We start from the raw sequence: 18,808 nt of genomic DNA on the forward strand, positions 1-18,808 counted from the left end.
TGTCACGCTCATGGAGAAGGTGCAGCGCCGACTCGTGGACTCATCCGCCACGAACGATGCCGCCGACATCGCCCGTCTCATCCGGGAGGAGGCGGGTGTCATCTCCGACGTCGACGTCCTCGACCTGCTCCGGCGCCTGCGCCATGACTCCACCGGAATCGGACTGCTCGAGGCGGTGCTGGCGCTCGAGGGCATCACCGACATCGTGGTCAACGGGCCGGACCAGGTGTGGTTCGACCGGGGAGCCGGACTGGAGCGCGCCGAGGTCACCTTCACCGACGATGCCGAGGTCCGCCAGTTGGCCACCCGGCTGGCCACCGCCTGCGGGCACCGCCTCGATGACGCCCAACCTTTCGCTGACGGTCGCCTCGCCCGTGACGACGGCTCCATCATCCGCATCCACGCCCTGCTCGCACCGCCCTCGGCCAACCACACGTGCCTGAGCCTGCGTGTTCTGCGCCAGGCGGCCACCACGCTCAGCCAGCTGATCACCCGCGGCACGGTGAGTGAGGAGATCGCGCAGGTTCTGCGCGGCGTCGTGAAGCACCGCCGTGCCTTCCTCATCGTGGGCGGTACAGGCACGGGCAAGACGACCCTGCTGGCGGCGCTGTTGGCAGAGGTCAGCCACCGGGAGAGGATCCTGTGCATCGAGGACACCGCTGAACTCCAGCCCCCGCACCCGCATGTGCTCAACCTCGTGGCACGGCCCCGCAACATCGAGGGCAGCGGTGAGATCACCATGTCCGACCTGCTCAAACAGGCGCTCCGGATGCGGCCGGACCGCATCGTCGTGGGTGAGATCCGCGGGGCGGAGGTCGTCGATCTGCTCGCCGCCCTCAACACCGGCCATGAAGGTGGCGCGGGAACCATCCACGCCAACTCCCTCGCTGAGGTTCCTGCCCGCATGGAGGCCCTCGCCGCCCTGGGAGGGCTCGACCGGGATGCGCTGCACTCGCAGCTGGCGGCTGCGGTCGATGTGGTCATCGTCATGCGCAGGCTCACCGACGGTCGCCGCATCGTCCACCAGCTCGGCCTGCTCAGCGGAAATCCTGCGGTGGCCCACCCCGTGTGGGACAGCGATCAGGGTGCTCTCCCGGGGTTCGCGGCATTCAGACAGGTCCTCGCATGATTCCGATCATCCTCCTGGCGGCTCACCTGGCGGTGACCGCTCCCTCACCGGCCGGTCGGCTGCAGGCTGGGCCGCCGCCGAGAATCCGTACCCTGCTGCCGCTGGCGGTGGGTACCGGTATCACGGTCTTCCTTGTGCTGGGAAGGCTCAGCGTCGCGTTAGCTGCGCTGCTGATCGCCGGCACCGCCGGGTGGGCGGTCCACGGGGTGCGCGCGCGTCGCCGGGCCCACCGCCGGGAGACCGTCACCGCGGCGTTCCTCGGCCATCTCATCGGGGAGCTGCGCGCGGGCGGCGCCATGCCCGGAGCCGTGGAACACGCCACAGCGAACCTGCCCGAGGACGCCCCACCCGACATCACCCGCACTCTGAACCGGGTCCGCGGACACTCCCGACGCGGGCTGTCCGGGGCACGCATCCTGGTGGATGACTCAAGCGCGGTGCCGGAACTGGCGGGACTGGGAACGCTGTGGTCACTCGCGGACCGTCACGGTCTGCCCCTCGCGCCGCTGGTCGAGCAGGCGCAGCTGCGTATCGACACCCGCCTCCGTCACCGCACCGCCACCTCCGCCACGTTGCAGGGACCACAGGCCACCGCGGTGATCCTCACCCTGCTGCCCTTCGCCGGCATCGCCATGGGCACCGCGATGGGGGCCAACCCCGTCGGGTTTCTCCTCGGTGGGGGACTGGGCGGCATTCTGCTGGTCGTCGGTACCGGACTGGCGGCCACCGGATTCGTGTGGTCCCGCCACATCATCGGGAGGGCTGCCCCGTGACACTGGTCCTCCTGGCGCTGGCGCTGCTCATACCCGTACCGCGCGTCGCCGGGCGCCTGCAGATCCGGAGCCCGAAGACCCCGCGGGACGGTCCACGCGCCGGCGCAGATCCCGATCGACTGGCGCTCGCCGCCGACATTGACCTCTACGCAGCGTGCCTGCGCGCCGGGTTGACGCCCGCCGCAGCCACCACAGCCCTGGTCGAGGCCGGCCACGACCCCGTCACCCGGGACGCCTGGCGTGCTGTGTCCGCGCTGCTCGCGATCGGTGTTCCGGCCGAACGTGCGTGGGCGGAGGTGGCCCATCTTCCCGGCCTGGGTGACCTTGCGGGCCTGGCGCGGATGTCCGGGCGTTCCGGCTCCGCAATGTCGGAGGCCTGCGGACGCATCAGCGCCGGACTGCGTGCCGACGCCGCCGACCGGGCCACCGCCCGTGCCGAACGCGCAGGAGTGCTCATCGCCCTGCCGTTGACGGCCTGTTTCCTGCCCGCTTTCCTCGTGCTCGGCCTGGCCCCCGTGGTCATCAGCCTGGGCACCGAACTACTCAGCTGACCATCACCACTCAAGGAGAAAAGAACATGTCCCTTTACACCCGCACCAAGTCCCTTCTGACCAGCGACGATGGCATGTCCACGGTGGAATATGCCATGGGTTCGCTCGCCGCCGCCGCCCTCGCCGCAGTCCTCTACGCCGTCATCAACGCGCAGGCCGTGGTTGACGCGATCGAATCGATCATCACCGACGCCCTCTCCAACACCCCCGTCTGATGTCCACCATCGAATCGGCCCTCGGGCTGGGCAGCCTCGTCGCGGTGTGCGGGCTCATCGTGGGTGCGATCGCCACGATGGCGGCCCACCTGGCGGCGGTCGACGCTGCCGGGGCCGCCGCCCGTTCCCACGCCATCGGGGTGGACTATCACCCGGTGCGCGGCGAGGTGAGCGTCACCGAATCCGGTGGTCTGGCCACCGCCACAGCGACAGTGCCGTCGCCGCTGGGGAACCGGACCCACCGGGCGGTTTTCCCGGTGGAGGTGCGCTAGCCGTGCCCACCATCGCCACCGCAGGCTTCGCTGCCGCCCTGATCAGCCTGAGTCTGGTCGTGGTGGGCGCCGCCGCCCAGGTCAGCGCCCACCATCAGGCCAGGGTGGCGGCGGACGTCGCCGCGGTTGCGGCCGCCTTCGCCCACGCCCGTGGTGAGGACGCCTGCACCGTGGCGGGGCAGGTGGCGGGGCGGAACGGAGCGTCGATGAGCGGATGTGAGGTGGTGGGAGCGGATGTCTCCGTCACCACGGGTATCCGCGGAAGGGAGGTCACGTCGACGGCGGGCCCGGTGTAGCTCCCGTCATGGTCGCGAGTGCGCCCAGCAGCTTCAGCGCGCCGGCCTTGTCCAGCGGGTGGTTGCCGTTGCCGCACTTCGGCGATTGCACGCATGAGGGGCAGCCGGACTCGCAGCCGCAGGAACGCACCGCCTCGAAGGTGGCCTCTATCCACTCGGGGAAGCGGGTGAAGCCTTCGTCCGCGAAGCCCGCGCCGCCGGGGCTGCCGTCGTAGACGAAGACCGTCGGCAGGTGCGTGTCAGGGTGCAGCGCGGTGGACACCCCGCCGATGTCCCAGCGGTCGCACGTGGCGATCAGGGGGAGCAGTCCGATCGCCGCGTGCTCGGCAGCGTGCAGCGTGCCCGGGACGTCGGCGGCGGTGATCCCCATGGCGGCGAGCGCGAGCGGGTCGATGGTGTACGAGACTGCGCGGGTGCGAAGGCGCTGTTCCGGCATGTCCAGGGGGACGAGTTCGGCGGTCGTGCCGTCGGCGAGCTTGACCAGGTAACCGGTCACCCGGTCGGTGACCTCCACCTCCACATTGGCCACCCACAGACCGGGGGAATAGTTGATGAGCTCCTCGTCCCCGGGGGAGTCGAGGATGCGGATGTCGGTCGTGGAGCGGGCGAAGGTGGTGTAGTCGGGTAACTCCGGGCGGGCGAGCGCAATGTGGTCGTCAAAGTCGAGCTCTTCGATGACGAAGCTCTCACCCTGGTGCAGGTACACCGCGCCGGGATGGACCTGGGCTGCGGCGCGCGCCGCATCGACGGTGCCCAGCAGCCGTCCGTCGGAGACGTCGACGATCATGACCTCCTCGCCGGAGCCGCCACGCAGGTGAACGGAGGAGTGGGCGGTGTCGGGGGTCACGGGGGCGTCGAGAAGCGGGGTGGGGAACCAGCCGCGCGGGCGACGCCGCAGGTAGCCTTCGGCGGTGAGCTCGTCGACGACCTCCTGTGCCCCGAATGCGATGACGTCTTCGTCGGTCAATGGCTTTTCGACGGCCGCGCAGTACATGTGCCCGCGGAGCACGTAGGGGTTGTGGGGATTGAACACGGAACGCTCCACCGGCCGACCCAGGAGCGCTTCGGGGTGGTGGATGAGGTAGGTGTCCATCGGTTCATCACGTGCCACCAGGACCACGATCGAGCCCTGGCCCCGCCTGCCCGCCCGACCGGCCTGCTGCCAGAAGCTGGCGACCGTGCCGGGGAAACCGGCGGTGACGATGGCGTCGAGGCCGCCGACGTCAATGCCCAGCTCGAGTGCGTTCGTCGTGGCCACGCCCAGCAGCGTGCCGTCATCGAGTTCACGTTCCAGCCGACGGCGGTCCTCCGCCAGGTAGCCGGCCCGGTAGGCGGCGATCCGGCGTGCGAAGTCCGGTCGCCCCATCGAGGACAGTGCCTCCTGTGTGCGCAGCGCCACCAACTCGGCTGACCTGCGGGAACGGACGAAGGTCAGGGTGCGGGCACCTTCCGCGACGAGGGTGGCCATGATGCCGGCGGCCTCCGTGGTGGCGGCGCGGCGCACCGGTGCGCCCTGCTCGCCCTCCACTCCCTCGAGGAAGCCCGGTTCCCACAGCAGGACCGTCCGTGCGCCGGTAGGAGCGCCGTCCTGCGTCACGGCGGTGACGGGACGGCCGATGAGGTTGGCGGCGTGTGCCGCGGGATCGCTGGCTGTGGCGGAAGCCAGAATCACCGTCGGACTGGCCCCGTAGTGGGCTGCCAGGCGCAGTAGCCGGCGCAGCACCAGTGCGACGTTCGCGCCGAAGACTCCCCGGTAGGTGTGACACTCGTCGATGACGATGTAGTGGAGATGCCGTAGCAGCCGGGCCCAGCGTGCGTGGTTGGCCAGCACCGACACGTGCAGCATGTCTGGGTTGGTGAACACGAACCTGGTGGCGTCGCGAATGCCGGGGCGAGCCTCGGTGGGGGTGTCCCCGTCGTAGGGGGCGGGATGGATGGTGCGGAGACCGTCGACCGCACGGGTGAGGAGACTCACCGCCTCGAGTTGGTCGGAACCCAACGCCTTGGTGGGGGTCAGATACAGGGCGCACGCGGTGGGGTCATCGGCCAGGCGGGTGAGGATGGGCAGGAGGTATCCCAGGGACTTTCCCGAGGAGGTGCCGGTGGCCACCACGACGTCGATTCCCTGGTGCGCGAGCGCCGCCGTCTCAGCCTGGTGGCTGTAAAGGGCGGTGATTCCCTGGTCGGCGAAATAATTCTTCAGACCGGGGTGAATCCAGTCGGGCCAGGCTGCGGTCCGCGCGGGGCGGGCCTCGATGGTGGTTGAGTATGTGCAGGTGGAGGCGGGAAAACGGCGGGAAATCTCACCGGCGAGATCTTCGCCCAGGGGGTTCGGAATAGTGATTTTCAGCACCCCTTTCCGTGGGAGAGGGACAAAATTTTCAACCCGAAAATGTTCTAAGACTACCGCGAGCGAAGAATCCATGACACACTGGGACTCGGTCAAGGTTCTGTGCGTTACGTTTACGTGCTCGCAAAGGAATTATGCGCGAGCACCCGAATCACTACTCCGTTACGGAGTTGTTAGTTTCTCGGGGGTTCGATTACGACCCGGTTGTCGGCATGTGTCGACGCCGTACCTCCACATCAAGAAAAAGGTTAAAAACATGGCACAGGGAACTGTGAAGTGGTTCAACGCTGAGAAGGGCTTCGGCTTTATCGCTCCGGCCGACGGCTCCGCTGACGTCTTCGTCCACTACTCCGAGATCCAGGGCTCCGGCTTCCGCACTCTCGAAGAGAACCAGCAGGTCGAGTTCGAGGTCGGCGAGGGCGCCAAGGGCCCGCAGGCCCAGGCAGTCCACCCGCTCTAAAGCTCGCTTGAGCACTTCAAGGAAACTTTCGGCACTTCAGTAGGGCCGGAAACAGTTTTCTCGCATGACCGTCCACCCTTTTACGGGGAGGGCGGTCTTTGTTGGTTCTCGGCCTCTTTCCGGGCTTCTTTCCGGGCCTGCTTCCGGAAGATGTGCTGCTGCACCCGCTGGATCATCAGGCCGACGACCGTTCCCAGGGTGATGCCCACGGCCATGCCGATGAGAGGGTAGTCGGAGAACACCCATCCGCCGAGGTAGCCGATCAGGGTGGCCTGAACTGCCCAGATGATCACCCCGATGGTGTCGTAGAGGAAGAACCAGCGCCACGGATAGCGCACGGAACCGAGCATGATCGTCATGAACCAGCGGGCCCAGGGGATGAACCGGGCGACGATGATGGTGGTGCCGGCGCTGCGGCGGATGTTGAGGCGGACCCACGAGACAGCCCTCCCCCGTGTGGAGTCGTCGGGCACGCGTTCCACGACCCGGATGAGACGGGTGCCCAGGAAGTAGCAGACATTGTCGCCGATTATCGCCGCGGCGACGGCGATCTGGATGACGGTGAACAGATCCGGCACGCCCCGGGCGCCGGACCAGGATCCGGCCAGGGTCAGGACCGCCTCGCTGGGGATCAGCGGCAGCAGGGAATCCAGGATGACCAGCAGCGCAAGCACGGGGTAGAAGACCGGGAGGGTCAGCAGGGTTTCCACCCAGGTCACGATCTGGTCGGTCATTCAGGGGACGCTATCTTCTGCGTTCGTCATTTCGCCCGTGATCTCTCTGTGAGTTCGCCGTGAGTCGCCCGACCACAGGAGGGCCATTAAATACTGTGTAACGTGTTGTCCATACCCGGGTCTGGGCTAAAGTCACCCGGAAAGGGCGGGACCCCCCGTCAGACATGCAGTGGCATCAGCAAAATGAGAGGGAAGTTCCCCCGTGGCAGAAGCGAAGGGATCAGGGAAAAAGACCCTGGTCATTGTGGAGTCGTCGACCAAGGCGAAGAAGATTCAGCCTTATCTGGGCGATGACTACATTGTCGAGGCCTCGGTCGGACACATCCGCGACCTTCCCCGCGGTGCCGCCGACGTGCCGTTGAAATACAAGAAGGAACCCTGGGCACGTCTCGGCGTGGACACGGAGAACGGTTTCGCCCCGCTGTATGTGGTCAGCCCCGACAAGAAGAAGAAGGTCGCGGACCTCAAGGCGAAGCTGAAGCTCTGCGACGAGCTCCTGCTGGCCACTGACCCCGACCGCGAGGGCGAGGCCATCGCGTGGCACCTGCTCGAGGTGCTCAGTCCGACGGTGCCGGTGCGCCGCATGGTGTTCAACGAGATCACCAAGCCGGCGATCCTCGCTGCCGCGGAGAACACCCGTGAGTTGGACGTGAACCTCGTGGACGCGCAGGAAACCCGCCGGATCCTTGATCGTCTCTACGGCTACGAAGTGTCCCCCGTGCTGTGGAAGAAGGTCATGCCGCGGCTGTCCGCCGGCCGCGTGCAGTCGGTGGCCACCCGCGTCATCGTCGAACGTGAGCGTGAGCGCATGGCGTTCGTCTCCGCCGACTACTGGGATCTGAGCGCTGACCTGGATACCGGCAACGAGGCGGAGGACCCTGCGAATCCGCGGAACTTCCAGGCGAAGCTGGCGACCATTGACGGGCGACGCGTCGCCCAGGGACGTGACTTCGATGACCGTGGACAGCTCAAGGGGGAGGCGGTGGTCGTCGGCAAGCAGCAGGCCGAGGCCCTCGCCGAGGCTCTCCGGGACGCGGACATGCACGTTTCGGGTGTGGAGGAGAAGCCCTACACGCGTCGTCCGTACGCACCGTTCATGACGTCGACCCTGCAGCAGGAGTCGGGCCGGAAGCTGCACTACACCTCGGACCGCACGATGCGGATCGCGCAGCGGCTGTACGAGAACGGCCACATCACCTACATGCGTACCGACTCGACCTCCTTGTCCGACCAGGGCATGCAGGCCGCACGTCAGCAGGCGAAGGAACTCTACGGTGACGCCTTCATCACCGACGCCCCGCGCAGGTACGACCGTAAGTCGAAGAACTCGCAGGAGGCGCACGAGGCGATCCGTCCCGCCGGCGAGCGTTTCTCCACCCCCGGTGAGCTGCACGGACAGCTCGACGCCGAGGAGTTCAAGCTCTACGAGCTGATCTGGCAGCGTACCGTCGCCTCACAGATGTCGGATGCGAGGGGCACCTCCCTGAAGGTGACCATCGCCGGCACCGCCAGCACCGGCGAGCAAACCGAGTTCTCCGCCACCGGCCGCACGATCACCTTCCCGGGTTTCCTGCGTGCCTACGTGGAGACGACCCTGAACGCGGAGGGCCGCGACGTCGCGGACAACGCAGAGAAGCGCCTGCCGAACCTCTCGGTGGGCGACCAGCTCACCGCCACCCAGATCAGCGCTGACGGTCACTCCACCAACCCGCCGGCCCGCTACACCGAGGCCAGCCTGGTCAAGAAGATGGAGGAGCTCGGTATCGGGCGTCCCTCGACGTACGCGTCGATCATCAAGACCATCCAGGACCGGGGCTACGTCGTCCCCCGTGGCAACGCCCTCGTGCCCAGCTGGGTCGCGTTCGCGGTGGTGGGCCTCCTGGAGAACAACTTCGGCCCGTTGGTCGACTACGACTTCACCTCCTCCATGGAGGACGAACTGGATAACATCGCCGCAGGTGAAGAGGACCGCACGGAGTGGCTCACCGGCTTCTACTTCGGCGACGCCGAGGCGGACGACAGCACCGCCGAGTCCATCGCCCGCCACGGCGGCCTGAAGGCGCTGGTGGGTAAGAACCTCGAGCACATCGACGCCCGGTCGGTGAACTCGCTGCATCTGTTCGACGACGAGTCCGGTCGTCCCATCTTCGTCCGCGTGGGTCGTTACGGCCCCTACATCGAGCGCAAGGTGGGGGAGTCCGCGGAAGGCGAGCCGGAGTACCAGCGCGCCAACCTGCCGGAGACCACCACCCCGGACGAGTTGAACCTGGAGCTCACCGAGAAGCTCTTCGCCACCCCGCAGGGCGGACGTGAGCTGGGCACCAACCCGGCCAACGGCCGCGTCATCGTGGCCAAGGAGGGCCGCTACGGCCCGTACGTCACCGAGATCGTGCGCGAGGACGAGCGCGTCACCGCCGAGGCCGCCGCCGAGGAGGTCGTGGCCAGGGAGCGTGCCGAGGAGGACGCCCAACGTGCCGCCGAGGGCAAGCGCGCCAAGAACTGGGAAACCAAGACCGCGGCCGCCCAGAAGGAGAAGCGGATCGCCGCCCTGGTGGAGGATAACCTCAAGCCGGGCACCGCCTCCCTCTTCAGCACGATGGAGCCTGCCTCCGTCACGCTCGAGGACGCCATCCGACTGCTCAGTCTCCCGCGTGAGGTGGGCGTCGACCCCGCCGACGGCGAGGTCATCACCGCCCAGAACGGCCGTTACGGGCCGTACCTGAAGAAGGGCACCGACTCCAGGTCCCTGACCAGCGAAGACCAGATCTTCAGCGTCACGCTGGATGAGGCTCGTCGTATCTACGCGGAGCCCAAACGCCGGGGACGGACCGCGGCGCAGCCGCCGTTGAAGACCCTCGGCGACAATGACGTCTCCGGCAAACCGATGACCGTGAAGGACGGCCGTTTCGGCCCTTACGTCACCGACGGCACCACCAACGCCTCGCTGCGTAAGGGTGACAGTCCGGAGACCATCACGGACGCACGCGCCAACGAGCTGCTGTCCGAACGCCGCGCGAAGGAGGCCGCCGACGGCGGAGCGCCGGCAAAGAAGGCACCGGCGAAGAAAGCACCGGCGAAGAAGGCGCCCGCGAAGAAGACCACCCGGAAGGCACCCTCCCCGGGGACCAAGCGAGTGGTCAAGGCCGGCACACGGAAGAAATAGGCTGCTTTCCGACGCCTCGGTGCCCCGCCGATCCGGCGGGGCACCGAGGCGTCTCCGTCATAAAGTGCAGAAGTATTCCGCGCGCGACAGGTCATCAGTGATTACCCTGTCGAATCATGGACAACCATCGCCTCCCCGGGCCGTCGGAAGCCAGCGGCCGGATGGCAGACGCCCGATGGCGCGAGCTGCTGCACCGACTCCACAACGGGGACGGTTCCATCGTCGCCACGACCGTCACCAAGTTGCGCGAGACCGTCCCCGGTTACGAGTCGGTGCCCAGTGAGGCGCTGGCGGCCTCGGCACGGCGCAACATCGAGCTGAGTATCCGCACCATCCTCAGCGGTGGGGACCCGTCCGCCGAGGACATCCCGGAGGCCGACGCCCTGGCGATCGAGCGCATGGGGCAGGGCGTTCCGCTGGGCAGCGTGCTCAGCGGGTTCCGGACCTCGATGATCGTGATACTGCGCCGCCTCATCGAGCTGGCGCCGAACTTTGACATCCCGTCTGACCAGGTCCTGGAGTGCTCCACACTTCTGTGGTCGTTGAGCGACGCCTTCTCCTCCCGGGCCACGGCCGTCTACCGGGATCGCGAAATCGCCCGGGTCGTCGCGGATTCGGCGCGAAGACTGGAGTGGATCGGCAACGCGGTGTCGGAGGCGATGGAAACGTCGGAGCTGATGTGGGGTGCCGCCATGTACGACGTGCCCACCGACGTCCCGGTGCGCGCGCTGGCGGCTCCCACGTCCCCCGGTTCCGGGGCCGATGTGGAACTTCAGTTGCTCACCTGGGCGGATCGGGCGGGTGTGCGTATCCTCACCGCCGTCCGTTCCAGTGTGATCGTCGGCATCGTCGTCGGCGAGGTTGATACGGAGGCGGAAGGGCCCGAGATCGCCGTTGGTCTGGGGGAGCCTGAGCTGCTGGAGCGGCTGTCGCGTTCCTTCGCCACTGCTTCGTTGGCGGTACGTGCCGCCGATGACGTGGGGGAGGGGGGTCTGGTCAATCTGGAGAAGCTGTCCTGGCGCCTGGGCGTTCACACCAGCCCGGAGACGACCCATATGCTGCGGCGCCGCTACCTCGCACCGCTGGATGCGGCGGGAGCCTTCCGCGATGACCTGCTGGAATCGGTGCAGGCGTACCTGGACAACAGGATGAACATCCCGGCCGCGGCCAGGAGTATCCCTGTCCACGTGAACACGCTGCGCTACCGGCTCCGTCGCTTCATGGAGCTGACTGGTGCCGACCTGGGGGAAGTGGACACCCTCATCGAGCTGTCGTGGGTTCTGGCCTCCGTGGCTAAGGCCGATTCTGGGCCACGCGGCAGGTGATCCCACGCGCCGTTTGGTACGTGGCTACAAAATTGACCTCCGAACATTGCACGTAGAAATGTAGCCTGGGTCACACCGAGGGTGCATGCTGGAGAGCGTCACCCGGTATCGGATGGTCCTGGCCCGCGCAGAGCGCGGAGGGTCATCCGGAGGCCGGAGGCCCCCATGTCCCTTCTCCTCCAAGGAGGCGCCAATGATCCTCGGGATCATCGGAATCTTGCTCTCCCTCACGCTCCTGATCACCCTTGCCTACCGCGGGGTCCCGGTCCTCATCGCGGCTCCCATCGCCGCGGTCGTCGCGCTGGTGTTCTCGCGTGCCCCGATACTTGCGGCCTACACCGAGATCTTCATGCCGGCGATGGCGAATTTCGTCGGCAACTTCTTCCCGGTGTTCCTCACCGGCGCCATCTTCGGCGTCCTGATGACGGTCACCGGCTACGCCAAGTCGATCGCGGGCACGGTGACCTCGCTGGTCGGTGGTGGCGGCGCTATCGCGGCAACAGTGATCACCTCGGCGTTGATGACCTACGGCGGCATCAGCCTGTTCGTCGTCGCCTTCGTCATGTACCCGCTGGCCCGTGAACTGTTCCGGGTGGCGGACATCCCGCGCAGACTCATCCCGGCGACCATCGCGCTCGGCATCTTCACGTTCACCATGACCGCCCTGCCCGGAACCCCGCAGGTCCAGAACATCATCCCCGGACAATTCTTCGGCACCGGATCCTTTGCGGGCGCGGCACTCGGCCTGATCGGTTCCGCCGGCATCCTCGGATTCGGTTTGTTCTGGCTCGAGTTCCGACGCCGCCAGATGGCACGCAAGGGAGAAACCTTCTCCAGTTCGCACAGCGCGTCGGCCACTGAGGGCGCACCGGCAGCTGAGACGGCGACCACGGTCCGGACCCTCGAACCGTCGAACCGTTTCGTGCCCTTCCTGCCACTGATCACGGTGTTCGCGGTCAACTTCGCCTGCACCCTGTTCATTTTCCCCGCCATGGACTGGGGCTACCTGTCCGAGGAGAAGTACGGCGGCATTGCGCTCTCGTCCCGGGCCGCGCTGTGGGCCGTGCTCATCGGTATCGTCGCCGCGATCCTGCTCATCATCGTGATGAACTTCCAGCACCGCCAGCAGCTCCTCCGTGCCATCGGCGACGGTGCCAGGCAGTCCATGCTTCCCGTCTTCAGTACCGCATCCGAGGTCGGCTACGGCGCCGTTGTCGCCTCAGTGGCGGCGTTCGCGCTGGTGCGTGACTCCGTGTTCAACATGGGCGCCAATGCCGTGATCACCTCCGTGGTCACCGTCTCCATGACTGCCGGCCTGACCGGTTCCTCCTCCGGTGGCATGACCATCGCACTCAATGCGCTCGGAGAAGATCTCAAGGCCATGGCACAGGCCGACGGCACCAGCCTCGAAACCATGCACCGCCTCACGGCCATGGCCGCCGGCGGACTCGACACCCTTCCCCACTCCGGTGCCGTGGTCACCCTGCTCATCGTCTGTGGATTGACGCACCGACAGTCCTACAAGGACGTCGCCATGATCACCATCGCCGGTCCTGTCACCGTCGTGGCGCTCCTCGTCGCCGCGGTCACCTTTACCGGCGCATTCTGACCCCCCTCCACCTGAAAGGACATCATGACTGATCTTGATACCCGTGCCCGCACCTCCGGAGCGTCGCTCAATGGACGTCGCGCCCTCATCACCGGTGGAGCTTCCGGCATCGGCGCTGCCTGTGCCCGCGCCTTCGCCGACGCCGGCGCCCACGTCATCGTCTGTGACATTGACGGGGACGCCGCGGAGGCACTCGCCGCCGACCTCGGAGGCGAGGCCTGGGCCGCGGACCTCAGTGACACCGCTGCCCTGGAAGACCTCGAACTCGACGTGGATATCCTCGTCAACAACGCCGGCATCCAGCGCATCGCCCCGATCCATGAATTTGATCCGGAGGCCTGGCGCCTCATCAATCGCCTCATGGTCGAGGCCCCGTTCCTTCTGGTCCGGGCAGTCCTGCCCGGCATGTATGACCGGGGTTTCGGAAGGATCATCAACGTGTCGTCGATCCATGGACTTCGCGCCAGTGCCTTCAAGTCCGCTTACGTCTCCGCCAAACATGCGCTCGAAGGATTCTCCAAGGTCACGGCGTTGGAAGGGGCCCCCCACGGGGTCACCTCCAACTGTATTGAACCTGCCTACGTGCGCACCCCGCTCGTGGAGAAGCAGATTGCCGACCAGGCCCGCATCCACGGCATTGAGCCTGAGCAGGTGGTCCAGGAGATCATGCTGACGGAATCAGCGATCAAGCGACTCGTAGAACCGGAAGAGGTCGCCTCGCTGGCCACCTGGCTTGCCTCCGACCACTCCGGAATGGTCACCGGTGCCGCGTACACCATCGACGGTGGCTGGACCGCAAGCTGACCTGCCCGGGCCTCCCGGCTTTACCCGCAGCTCCGAGAACGGCGCCCCACATGACGGGTTGTCGGAATCTACGAAGTACATGACGTTTCTACGGCAATGTCCGGCGCGGTTCCTGCGCCAGTGGCATTCCGGGCCGCACACAGGCCGCAACTATCCCGAGGAGGGATTCTTTTGTCGAAAGTTACGGACGACATCCGTGAAAACCTGATATCGACGCTTCGCGACGGCATGACACTCGCCGTGGGCGGGTTCGGAATCTGCGGAATACCCAGCACCCTGATCGAGATTGTGCGGGAATCCGGAGTGAAGAATCTGACCGTAGCCTCCAACAACCTCGCCATTGACGGTGTGGGCCTCGGACGTCTTCTGGAGGACGGTCAGATCTCCCGGGTGCTCGCCAGCTACATCGGTGAAAACAAGCTGTTCATGGAGCAGTACCTCAACGGTTCCGTGGATGTGGAGTTTGTCCCCCAGGGCACGCTCGCTGAACGCATGCGGGCAGGTGGTGCCGGCATTGCGGCGTTCTACACCCGCACGGGAGTAGGCACCGACATCGCGGAAGGTAAACCGACGGCCCAGTTCAACGGTGAGACCTACCTCCTGGAGAAGGCCATCGAAGCAGACATCGGGCTGGTACGTGCCCACACCGCTGACATCGACGGCAACCTCAGGTACCGCTTGGCCGCACGGAACTTCAACCCCGTTGCCGCAGAGTGCGGCAGGATCACCTTCGCCGAGGCTGAGCACATCGTGGACCGTGGTGCGCTGCATCCGGACGACATTCACACCCCGTGCGTCTACGTCCACCATCTGACCCGGTCGATGATTCCCACCGGGATCGAGAAGCTCGTCACCCGACCGCGCCCCATCCAGCCCCTGCAGGAGGCCTGACACCATGACCTGGACAAGAGATGAGATGGCGGCCATCGCCGCCAGCGAACTGGTCGACGGAGACTACGTCAACCTTGGCATCGGCATTCCCACGTTGATCGCCAACAATCTCCCGGCGGGAGTGAACGTGGTCTTCCAGAGTGAGAACGGAATCCTCGGAATGGGCCCCAACCCGTACCCGGGTGAGGAGGACCCGGACCTGATCAACGCCGGAAAGCAGACCGTCACCCTGGTCCCCGGGGCCGCCATCTTCGATTCGGCGACTTCTTTCGGCATGATCCGCTCCGGAAAAATGAAGGCCGCCTTCCTCGGCGCCATGGAAGTCTCCGCCACCGGTGACCTGGCGAACTGGCAGGTACCCGGCAAGCTTGTCAAGGGAATGGGCGGGGCCATGGATCTGGTGGCCGGAGCCCGCCGGGTGGTGGTTCTCACCGACCACACAGCCAAGGACGGATCCCCGAAGATCGTGGAGAACTGCTCACTCCCCCTGACCGGAGTGGGGGTGGTGGACAGGATCATCACCAATCTGGCGGTGTTCGACATCACCGACGGCCGTCTTATCCTGAGGCGGATCGCCGACGGTGTCACCGAGGATGAGATCCGCGAGAAGACCGGGACGACATTCGAGGTGTCGTTCGAGGAAGGAGTTCGCACATGCGGGGAGTGAAGGTGGCAGGTATCGGCGAAACCCCGATGGGCAGATTCCCGGGGCGCAGCCTCCATGACATGATCCGCGAGGCCGGACATCAGGCTGTCCAGGAAGCCGGTATCGACCCGGCCGAGATTCAGGCGGCGTACGTCGGGAATTTCGCCGGTCAGCAGTTGACCGGCCAGGGCCATTGTGGGCCTCTGGTGACCGAGGCGCTCGGGCTCGAACACGTCCCGGCCCTCCGCGTGGAGGGGGCCTGTGCCTCCGGTGGCCTGGCTCTGCTGCAGGCGGTCCAGGCCATCCGCTACGGCATCCATGATGTTGTCCTCGTCGGCGGGGTCGAGAAGATGACCCACCAGTCGACCGCGATGGTCACAGAGGCGCTGACATCCGCGATGGACACCGAGCTTGAGGCGCAGACCGGTCTGACCTTTCCGGGGAGTTTCGCGATGATCGCCCACCGGTATTTCCACGAGTACCGCAATGTGCGCAGGGAGATGGCGCAGGTGGCGGTCAACTCCCACGACAACGCCCTCCTCAACGAACACGCCCAGCTACGTAAGAGGATTGACGTTGATACGGTGCTGAATGCGCCCGCCATCGCCGATCCGCTCGGACTCTATGACTGCTCTCTGGTCACTGACGGTGCGGCGTTCCTGGTGCTCACCGCGGATGACATCCGCACGGGGACGGACCAGGACCTGCGCCGTGTCCGCATCACCGGTTCGGGCCACGGCGGTGATGCGCTGACCCTGCACGGCAAGAAGACCGTGACCAGCTTCGGAGCCACCCGCCAGGCGGCAGCCACCGCCTATGCGCAGGCAGGGAGAAGCGCGTCGAACATCGATCTGGCGGAAGTCCACGACTGCTTCACCATCACGCAGATCATCAACACCGAGGATCTCGGCTTCTTCGAGGCAGGCCGAGGAGGGGATGCCGTCGCTGAGGGCCGGACCGCCCGCAACGGAGACATGCCCATCAACACATCGGGAGGTCTGAAGGCCAAGGGACATCCGGTGGGAGCGACCGGCATCAGCCAGGCTGTGGAGATCGTGACTCAGCTGCGTGGACTCGCCGGCGAACGCCAGGTGGGCAAGGCAGACGTCGGCATGACCCACAATCTCGGTGGAACAGCCGGAACCTGTGTCATCAACATCTTCGAGGGAGAATAAACAGTGGCGTCGACCATCTACACTTACACCATCGTCCGTATTCCTCCCCGGGGTTTCGAGGGCGCGCCCTACTGCGTTGCCGTCGTCGACACCGACGGGCAGCTGGAGACCGCCCGCGTATCGGGCTACGTCGACGGGCTGGCGGTCAACGTGGGGGATCCTCTGGACAGACTCGAGCAGCCCGACGAATTCGGCGCGCTGTACGCGTTTCAGCCTGAGTGACGGCGGCGGTGCGCCGTCTCTTCTCCGCCGCATCCTCCTCCGGGTCGGTGCCCGAGGACGAAGACTGCTTCTCGACGCCGCCGGTGGCGGGGCCACCCGCTGACTACTCTGGGGAACATGAACCAGATGGTCAAGCACACCCGGGACGGCGTCGACGCCCTGCTCGCCTCCGTCAATATCTCCCGCCAGGAACCCGAACGCCTCGCCTACCTGGGGCTCGGTGAACTCGTCGCCTGGTCGCAGGTGTTCCGTTGGCGCAAGGTGCGGAACACGGCGACACCGTTCCTCCACCCACTGCTCGCCGCCACCATTCTGCGTACCAACCGTGAACCGGTCCTGCTGGCCGGGATGGCCGGCGGGCTGATGGGCAACGTGGTGAAATTGAAGCGCCCCGACCAGACGCCGGTGCTGGGTATGTTCGGGATCGCGGCCAATCACGCCGCCTACTCTTCGGCGCTGATCGCCCATGGAGCCCGCCCCTCCACCGTCCGTGTGGGTCTGCGGACCGCCGCCTGGGTCACCGGTATCGGACTCGCCGTCTGGAAGAAGAAGCAGCTCATCGCTCCCGCGGTCGTTGCCGGTGTCTTCGTCTCCGCCACGTCCGCGCTCGCCGACGATCCCGCCCTCCGTGACGGCTCCACCCCGGCGAAGGGACTGGGCCATGCGGGCAACCTGCTGCTCGTCTCCGAGGGCATTGCCCTGCTGCGTGAGACGGTGCTCACCGGCGACACCCTCGGCCACCGGATCCTCGACGCCAAGATGACTGTCGCGGCGGTCATCGGGCACGCTCTGATGGTGGATGGGTTGACCAGGCGCTGACTCAGGCCGCAGACCGGATGCACGGTGGTGGGCCGAAGCTGATCATGTGTGCGATCAACCGTGGACGGAACTGCGTCGGGATAAGCGAGAAAGGGAGTCCGTATTCGCTGGTTGAGAGTTCCACGGCCATCGTGACGTCTTCGTGGGGAATGGTCGGTGGCCAGAACGACCGGACCCTGCCGCCTCTCTCATGGACGGACGATGCGCCGTCGATGCGCCAATCATCCTTCACCTGGTCGACAAACTCGGCGGCGTGATGTGAACACAGCCGTTCGTAGACGAGGACCTCGGCCAGTATTCCTGGCCGCAGTCGGGCGACACCGGAGAGGTACCTGGCGCCGTCGCTTCCGGTGGCGGCATTGACCTCGTCGCCGGTGACCAGACCCAGGTCGAGGGCGCCGTCGATGAGCCTGTATGTGTCACCGGTGGCGCGAGCACGGAGCAGACGGGATCGGGGGTTGTTCTTGACTGTCGAGGGTGCCAGCGGGCGGACGGTGATTGTCATTGTGGGCTGCTTCTTCGCCTGTGCCATGTCCACACATTCGCATGTCTGTTCCATGGCGGGGAAGGCGTCCTGCTTCGGCCTGTGGATGAACCGCCTTCTGTATGAACGTGTCAACAAAAAACTGTGGAGAAAGACCCGACAGTCACACCCCCGTTGCCTCTCGACCTTGGGCAGGTGGGGGAGCATGCGGCGTCGAGAAGCTAGCGGTCGCGGAACCGTTCCAGGGGCGGACCGAGCACAGGCTGCACGCGCTTGACCGCGAAACCGATGAGAAGCGCGGCAGCGAAGGTGCCTTCCCGCACGCCCGCCAGCTCCCGGAGGAACACCAGTGCCAGGATCGCCGCCGAGAGGACCAGCAGAACATCGAAGGCGATCTTCACGTAGCCGAAGACGAAGAGTCTGCGCTGGCCGAAGGCCCGTGAGAGTTCGCTGCTGATGGCCATGACGATGGCTTCCCCCGCGAGCATGATGGTGTTCGCGGAGATCTGGAAGCTGATGCCCACGCCCAGCAGGGCCACACCCGCGAGCACCAGGACCCACTGCTGCCAGTAGGCGGAGTAGCTGACCCAGCTCGTGGCCCACAGGGCGATGTCGTTGAGCACGCCGAAGACGAGGAGGACAGGGACCTGCAGCAGCTGGATGAGCTTGAAGCGACGGCGCAGGATGAGGAACTGCAGCAGCACCAGGCCCGAGTTGACCAGGATGGATGCGCTGCCCAGCGTCAGTGGGCTGATGAGGCTCAGGACGTAGGGGAGCGAGGAGATCGTGGTGGTACCCAGGTCGCTGCGCACGGACAGGGCGATGCCCAAGGACATGATGACCATGCCGATGAAGAGCAGGAGGACCCTGCGGGGGTGGAGGAGACTCAT

20 protein-coding genes are annotated in these 18,808 nt (G+C 66.2%); 16 read left to right on the forward strand and 4 right to left on the reverse strand.

Annotation, left to right across the window (positions count from 1 at the left end):
• Positions 1-10: 10 nt before the first annotated feature.
• From CETAM_RS01495 to CETAM_RS01520, 6 genes are read left to right on the forward strand one after another with little or no spacing between them, the layout of a single operon-like run.
• The gene (locus CETAM_RS01495) at positions 11-1,129 is read left to right on the forward strand and encodes a TadA family conjugal transfer-associated ATPase (RefSeq protein WP_156229323.1); all 1,119 of its coding nucleotides are present in this window, start codon (positions 11-13) and stop codon (positions 1,127-1,129) included.
• The gene (locus CETAM_RS01500) at positions 1,126-1,902 is read left to right on the forward strand and encodes a type II secretion system F family protein (RefSeq protein ID WP_156226750.1); all 777 of its coding nucleotides are present in this window, start codon (positions 1,126-1,128) and stop codon (positions 1,900-1,902) included. The genes CETAM_RS01495 and CETAM_RS01500 overlap by 4 nt, the downstream gene beginning before the upstream one ends.
• Entirely contained in the window at positions 1,899-2,453 is a 555-nt protein-coding gene (locus CETAM_RS01505; protein ID WP_156226751.1) for a type II secretion system F family protein, read from the forward strand. The genes CETAM_RS01500 and CETAM_RS01505 overlap by 4 nt, the downstream gene beginning before the upstream one ends.
• A gap of 26 nt (positions 2,454-2,479) precedes the next feature.
• Positions 2,480-2,668, forward strand: a complete 189-nt coding sequence (locus CETAM_RS01510; protein ID WP_156226752.1) for a DUF4244 domain-containing protein — start codon at positions 2,480-2,482, stop codon at positions 2,666-2,668.
• Positions 2,668-2,940, forward strand: coding sequence for a hypothetical protein (locus tag CETAM_RS01515; RefSeq protein WP_156226753.1), 273 nt, complete (start codon positions 2,668-2,670; stop codon positions 2,938-2,940). The genes CETAM_RS01510 and CETAM_RS01515 overlap by 1 nt, the downstream gene beginning before the upstream one ends.
• Before the next feature lie 2 nt (positions 2,941-2,942).
• Positions 2,943-3,236 carry an Rv3654c family TadE-like protein gene (locus CETAM_RS01520; RefSeq protein WP_156226754.1) on the forward strand — a complete coding sequence of 98 codons (294 nt, stop codon included), beginning with the start codon at positions 2,943-2,945 and terminating at the stop codon, positions 3,234-3,236.
• On the opposite strand, the gene CETAM_RS01525 is transcribed toward CETAM_RS01520, so the two are convergent.
• The gene (locus CETAM_RS01525; protein WP_231587616.1) at positions 3,211-5,580 is read right to left on the reverse strand and encodes a DEAD/DEAH box helicase; all 2,370 of its coding nucleotides are present in this window, start codon (positions 5,578-5,580) and stop codon (positions 3,211-3,213) included. The two genes, CETAM_RS01520 and CETAM_RS01525, sit on opposite strands and share 26 nt — an antisense overlap.
• A gap of 262 nt (positions 5,581-5,842) precedes the next feature.
• On the opposite strand from CETAM_RS01525, the gene CETAM_RS01530 reads away from it, so the two are divergent.
• A complete protein-coding gene (locus CETAM_RS01530; protein WP_156226755.1) occupies positions 5,843-6,046 on the forward strand; it encodes a cold-shock protein in 204 nt (67 codons plus the stop codon).
• An 80-nt stretch (positions 6,047-6,126) separates the two neighbouring features.
• Here CETAM_RS01530 and CETAM_RS01535 read toward each other — a convergent pair whose 3' ends face one another.
• Positions 6,127-6,780 (reverse strand): DedA family protein, encoded by a 654-nt coding sequence (locus CETAM_RS01535; protein ID WP_156226756.1) that lies wholly within the window; start codon positions 6,778-6,780, stop codon positions 6,127-6,129.
• A gap of 202 nt (positions 6,781-6,982) precedes the next feature.
• Between CETAM_RS01535 and topA the strand changes: the two genes are divergently transcribed.
• From topA to CETAM_RS01580, 9 genes are all read left to right on the forward strand, one after another.
• Positions 6,983-9,943, forward strand: a complete 2,961-nt coding sequence (gene topA / locus CETAM_RS01540; RefSeq protein ID WP_156226757.1) for a type I DNA topoisomerase — start codon at positions 6,983-6,985, stop codon at positions 9,941-9,943.
• A 116-nt stretch (positions 9,944-10,059) separates the two neighbouring features.
• Positions 10,060-11,268: a PucR family transcriptional regulator gene (locus CETAM_RS01545; protein ID WP_156226758.1), complete on the forward strand. Its 1,209-nt coding sequence runs from the start codon at positions 10,060-10,062 to the stop codon at positions 11,266-11,268.
• A gap of 193 nt (positions 11,269-11,461) precedes the next feature.
• Complete coding sequence (locus CETAM_RS01550) at positions 11,462-12,877, forward strand: GntP family permease (RefSeq protein ID WP_156226759.1); 1,416 nt, start codon at positions 11,462-11,464, stop codon at positions 12,875-12,877.
• Between the two features lie 24 nt (positions 12,878-12,901).
• Positions 12,902-13,681: a 3-hydroxybutyrate dehydrogenase gene (locus CETAM_RS01555; RefSeq protein ID WP_156226760.1), complete on the forward strand. Its 780-nt coding sequence runs from the start codon at positions 12,902-12,904 to the stop codon at positions 13,679-13,681.
• Positions 13,682-13,909: 228 nt separating this feature from the next.
• Positions 13,910-14,572: a CoA transferase subunit A gene (locus CETAM_RS01560; protein WP_231587547.1), complete on the forward strand. Its 663-nt coding sequence runs from the start codon at positions 13,910-13,912 to the stop codon at positions 14,570-14,572.
• A 4-nt stretch (positions 14,573-14,576) separates the two neighbouring features.
• Entirely contained in the window at positions 14,577-15,239 is a 663-nt protein-coding gene (locus CETAM_RS01565; RefSeq protein WP_156226762.1) for a CoA transferase subunit B, read from the forward strand.
• Entirely contained in the window at positions 15,227-16,393 is a 1,167-nt protein-coding gene (locus CETAM_RS01570; RefSeq protein ID WP_156226763.1) for a thiolase domain-containing protein, read from the forward strand. Before CETAM_RS01565 ends, CETAM_RS01570 begins: the two co-directional genes overlap by 13 nt.
• Before the next feature lie 3 nt (positions 16,394-16,396).
• Positions 16,397-16,615 carry an OB-fold domain-containing protein gene (locus tag CETAM_RS01575; RefSeq protein WP_156226764.1) on the forward strand — a complete coding sequence of 73 codons (219 nt, stop codon included), beginning with the start codon at positions 16,397-16,399 and terminating at the stop codon, positions 16,613-16,615.
• A gap of 117 nt (positions 16,616-16,732) precedes the next feature.
• The gene (locus tag CETAM_RS01580) at positions 16,733-17,434 is read left to right on the forward strand and encodes a lysoplasmalogenase family protein (protein WP_156226765.1); all 702 of its coding nucleotides are present in this window, start codon (positions 16,733-16,735) and stop codon (positions 17,432-17,434) included.
• Position 17,435: 1 nt separating this feature from the next.
• Here the strand turns inward: CETAM_RS01580 and CETAM_RS01585 are convergent, their stop codons facing one another.
• Both CETAM_RS01585 and CETAM_RS01590 read right to left on the reverse strand, forming a co-directional pair.
• Positions 17,436-17,939: a hypothetical protein gene (locus CETAM_RS01585; protein WP_156226766.1), complete on the reverse strand. Its 504-nt coding sequence runs from the start codon at positions 17,937-17,939 to the stop codon at positions 17,436-17,438.
• 200 nt (positions 17,940-18,139) lie between these two features.
• Positions 18,140-18,808: a YczE/YyaS/YitT family protein gene (locus tag CETAM_RS01590; RefSeq protein ID WP_156226767.1), complete on the reverse strand. Its 669-nt coding sequence runs from the start codon at positions 18,806-18,808 to the stop codon at positions 18,140-18,142.

Origin of the sequence: Corynebacterium comes, from assembly GCF_009734405.1 — a bacterium.
Classification (GTDB): Bacteria; Actinomycetota; Actinomycetes; order Mycobacteriales; family Mycobacteriaceae; genus Corynebacterium; species Corynebacterium comes.

What these genes read in the sequence shown, in the direction of transcription:
- CETAM_RS01495 (WP_156229323.1), top strand. Translation starts at nt 11, where the DNA reads ATGGAGAAGGTGCAGCGCCGACTCGTGGACTCATCCGCCACGAACGAT.
- CETAM_RS01500 (WP_156226750.1), top strand. Translation starts at nt 1,126, where the DNA reads ATGATTCCGATCATCCTCCTGGCGGCTCACCTGGCGGTGACCGCTCCC.
- CETAM_RS01510 (WP_156226752.1), top strand. Translation starts at nt 2,480, where the DNA reads ATGTCCCTTTACACCCGCACCAAGTCCCTTCTGACCAGCGACGATGGC.
- CETAM_RS01515 (WP_156226753.1), top strand. Translation starts at nt 2,668, where the DNA reads ATGTCCACCATCGAATCGGCCCTCGGGCTGGGCAGCCTCGTCGCGGTG.
- CETAM_RS01530 (WP_156226755.1), top strand. Translation starts at nt 5,843, where the DNA reads ATGGCACAGGGAACTGTGAAGTGGTTCAACGCTGAGAAGGGCTTCGGC.
- CETAM_RS01535 (WP_156226756.1), bottom strand. Translation starts at nt 6,780, where the DNA reads ATGACCGACCAGATCGTGACCTGGGTGGAAACCCTGCTGACCCTCCCG.
- CETAM_RS01545 (WP_156226758.1), top strand. Translation starts at nt 10,060, where the DNA reads ATGGACAACCATCGCCTCCCCGGGCCGTCGGAAGCCAGCGGCCGGATG.
- CETAM_RS01550 (WP_156226759.1), top strand. Translation starts at nt 11,462, where the DNA reads ATGATCCTCGGGATCATCGGAATCTTGCTCTCCCTCACGCTCCTGATC.
- CETAM_RS01555 (WP_156226760.1), top strand. Translation starts at nt 12,902, where the DNA reads ATGACTGATCTTGATACCCGTGCCCGCACCTCCGGAGCGTCGCTCAAT.
- CETAM_RS01560 (WP_231587547.1), top strand. Translation starts at nt 13,910, where the DNA reads ATGACACTCGCCGTGGGCGGGTTCGGAATCTGCGGAATACCCAGCACC.
- CETAM_RS01565 (WP_156226762.1), top strand. Translation starts at nt 14,577, where the DNA reads ATGACCTGGACAAGAGATGAGATGGCGGCCATCGCCGCCAGCGAACTG.
- CETAM_RS01570 (WP_156226763.1), top strand. Translation starts at nt 15,227, where the DNA reads ATGCGGGGAGTGAAGGTGGCAGGTATCGGCGAAACCCCGATGGGCAGA.
- CETAM_RS01580 (WP_156226765.1), top strand. Translation starts at nt 16,733, where the DNA reads ATGAACCAGATGGTCAAGCACACCCGGGACGGCGTCGACGCCCTGCTC.
- CETAM_RS01585 (WP_156226766.1), bottom strand. Translation starts at nt 17,939, where the DNA reads ATGACAATCACCGTCCGCCCGCTGGCACCCTCGACAGTCAAGAACAAC.
- CETAM_RS01590 (WP_156226767.1), bottom strand. Translation starts at nt 18,808, where the DNA reads ATGAGTCTCCTCCACCCCCGCAGGGTCCTCCTGCTCTTCATCGGCATG.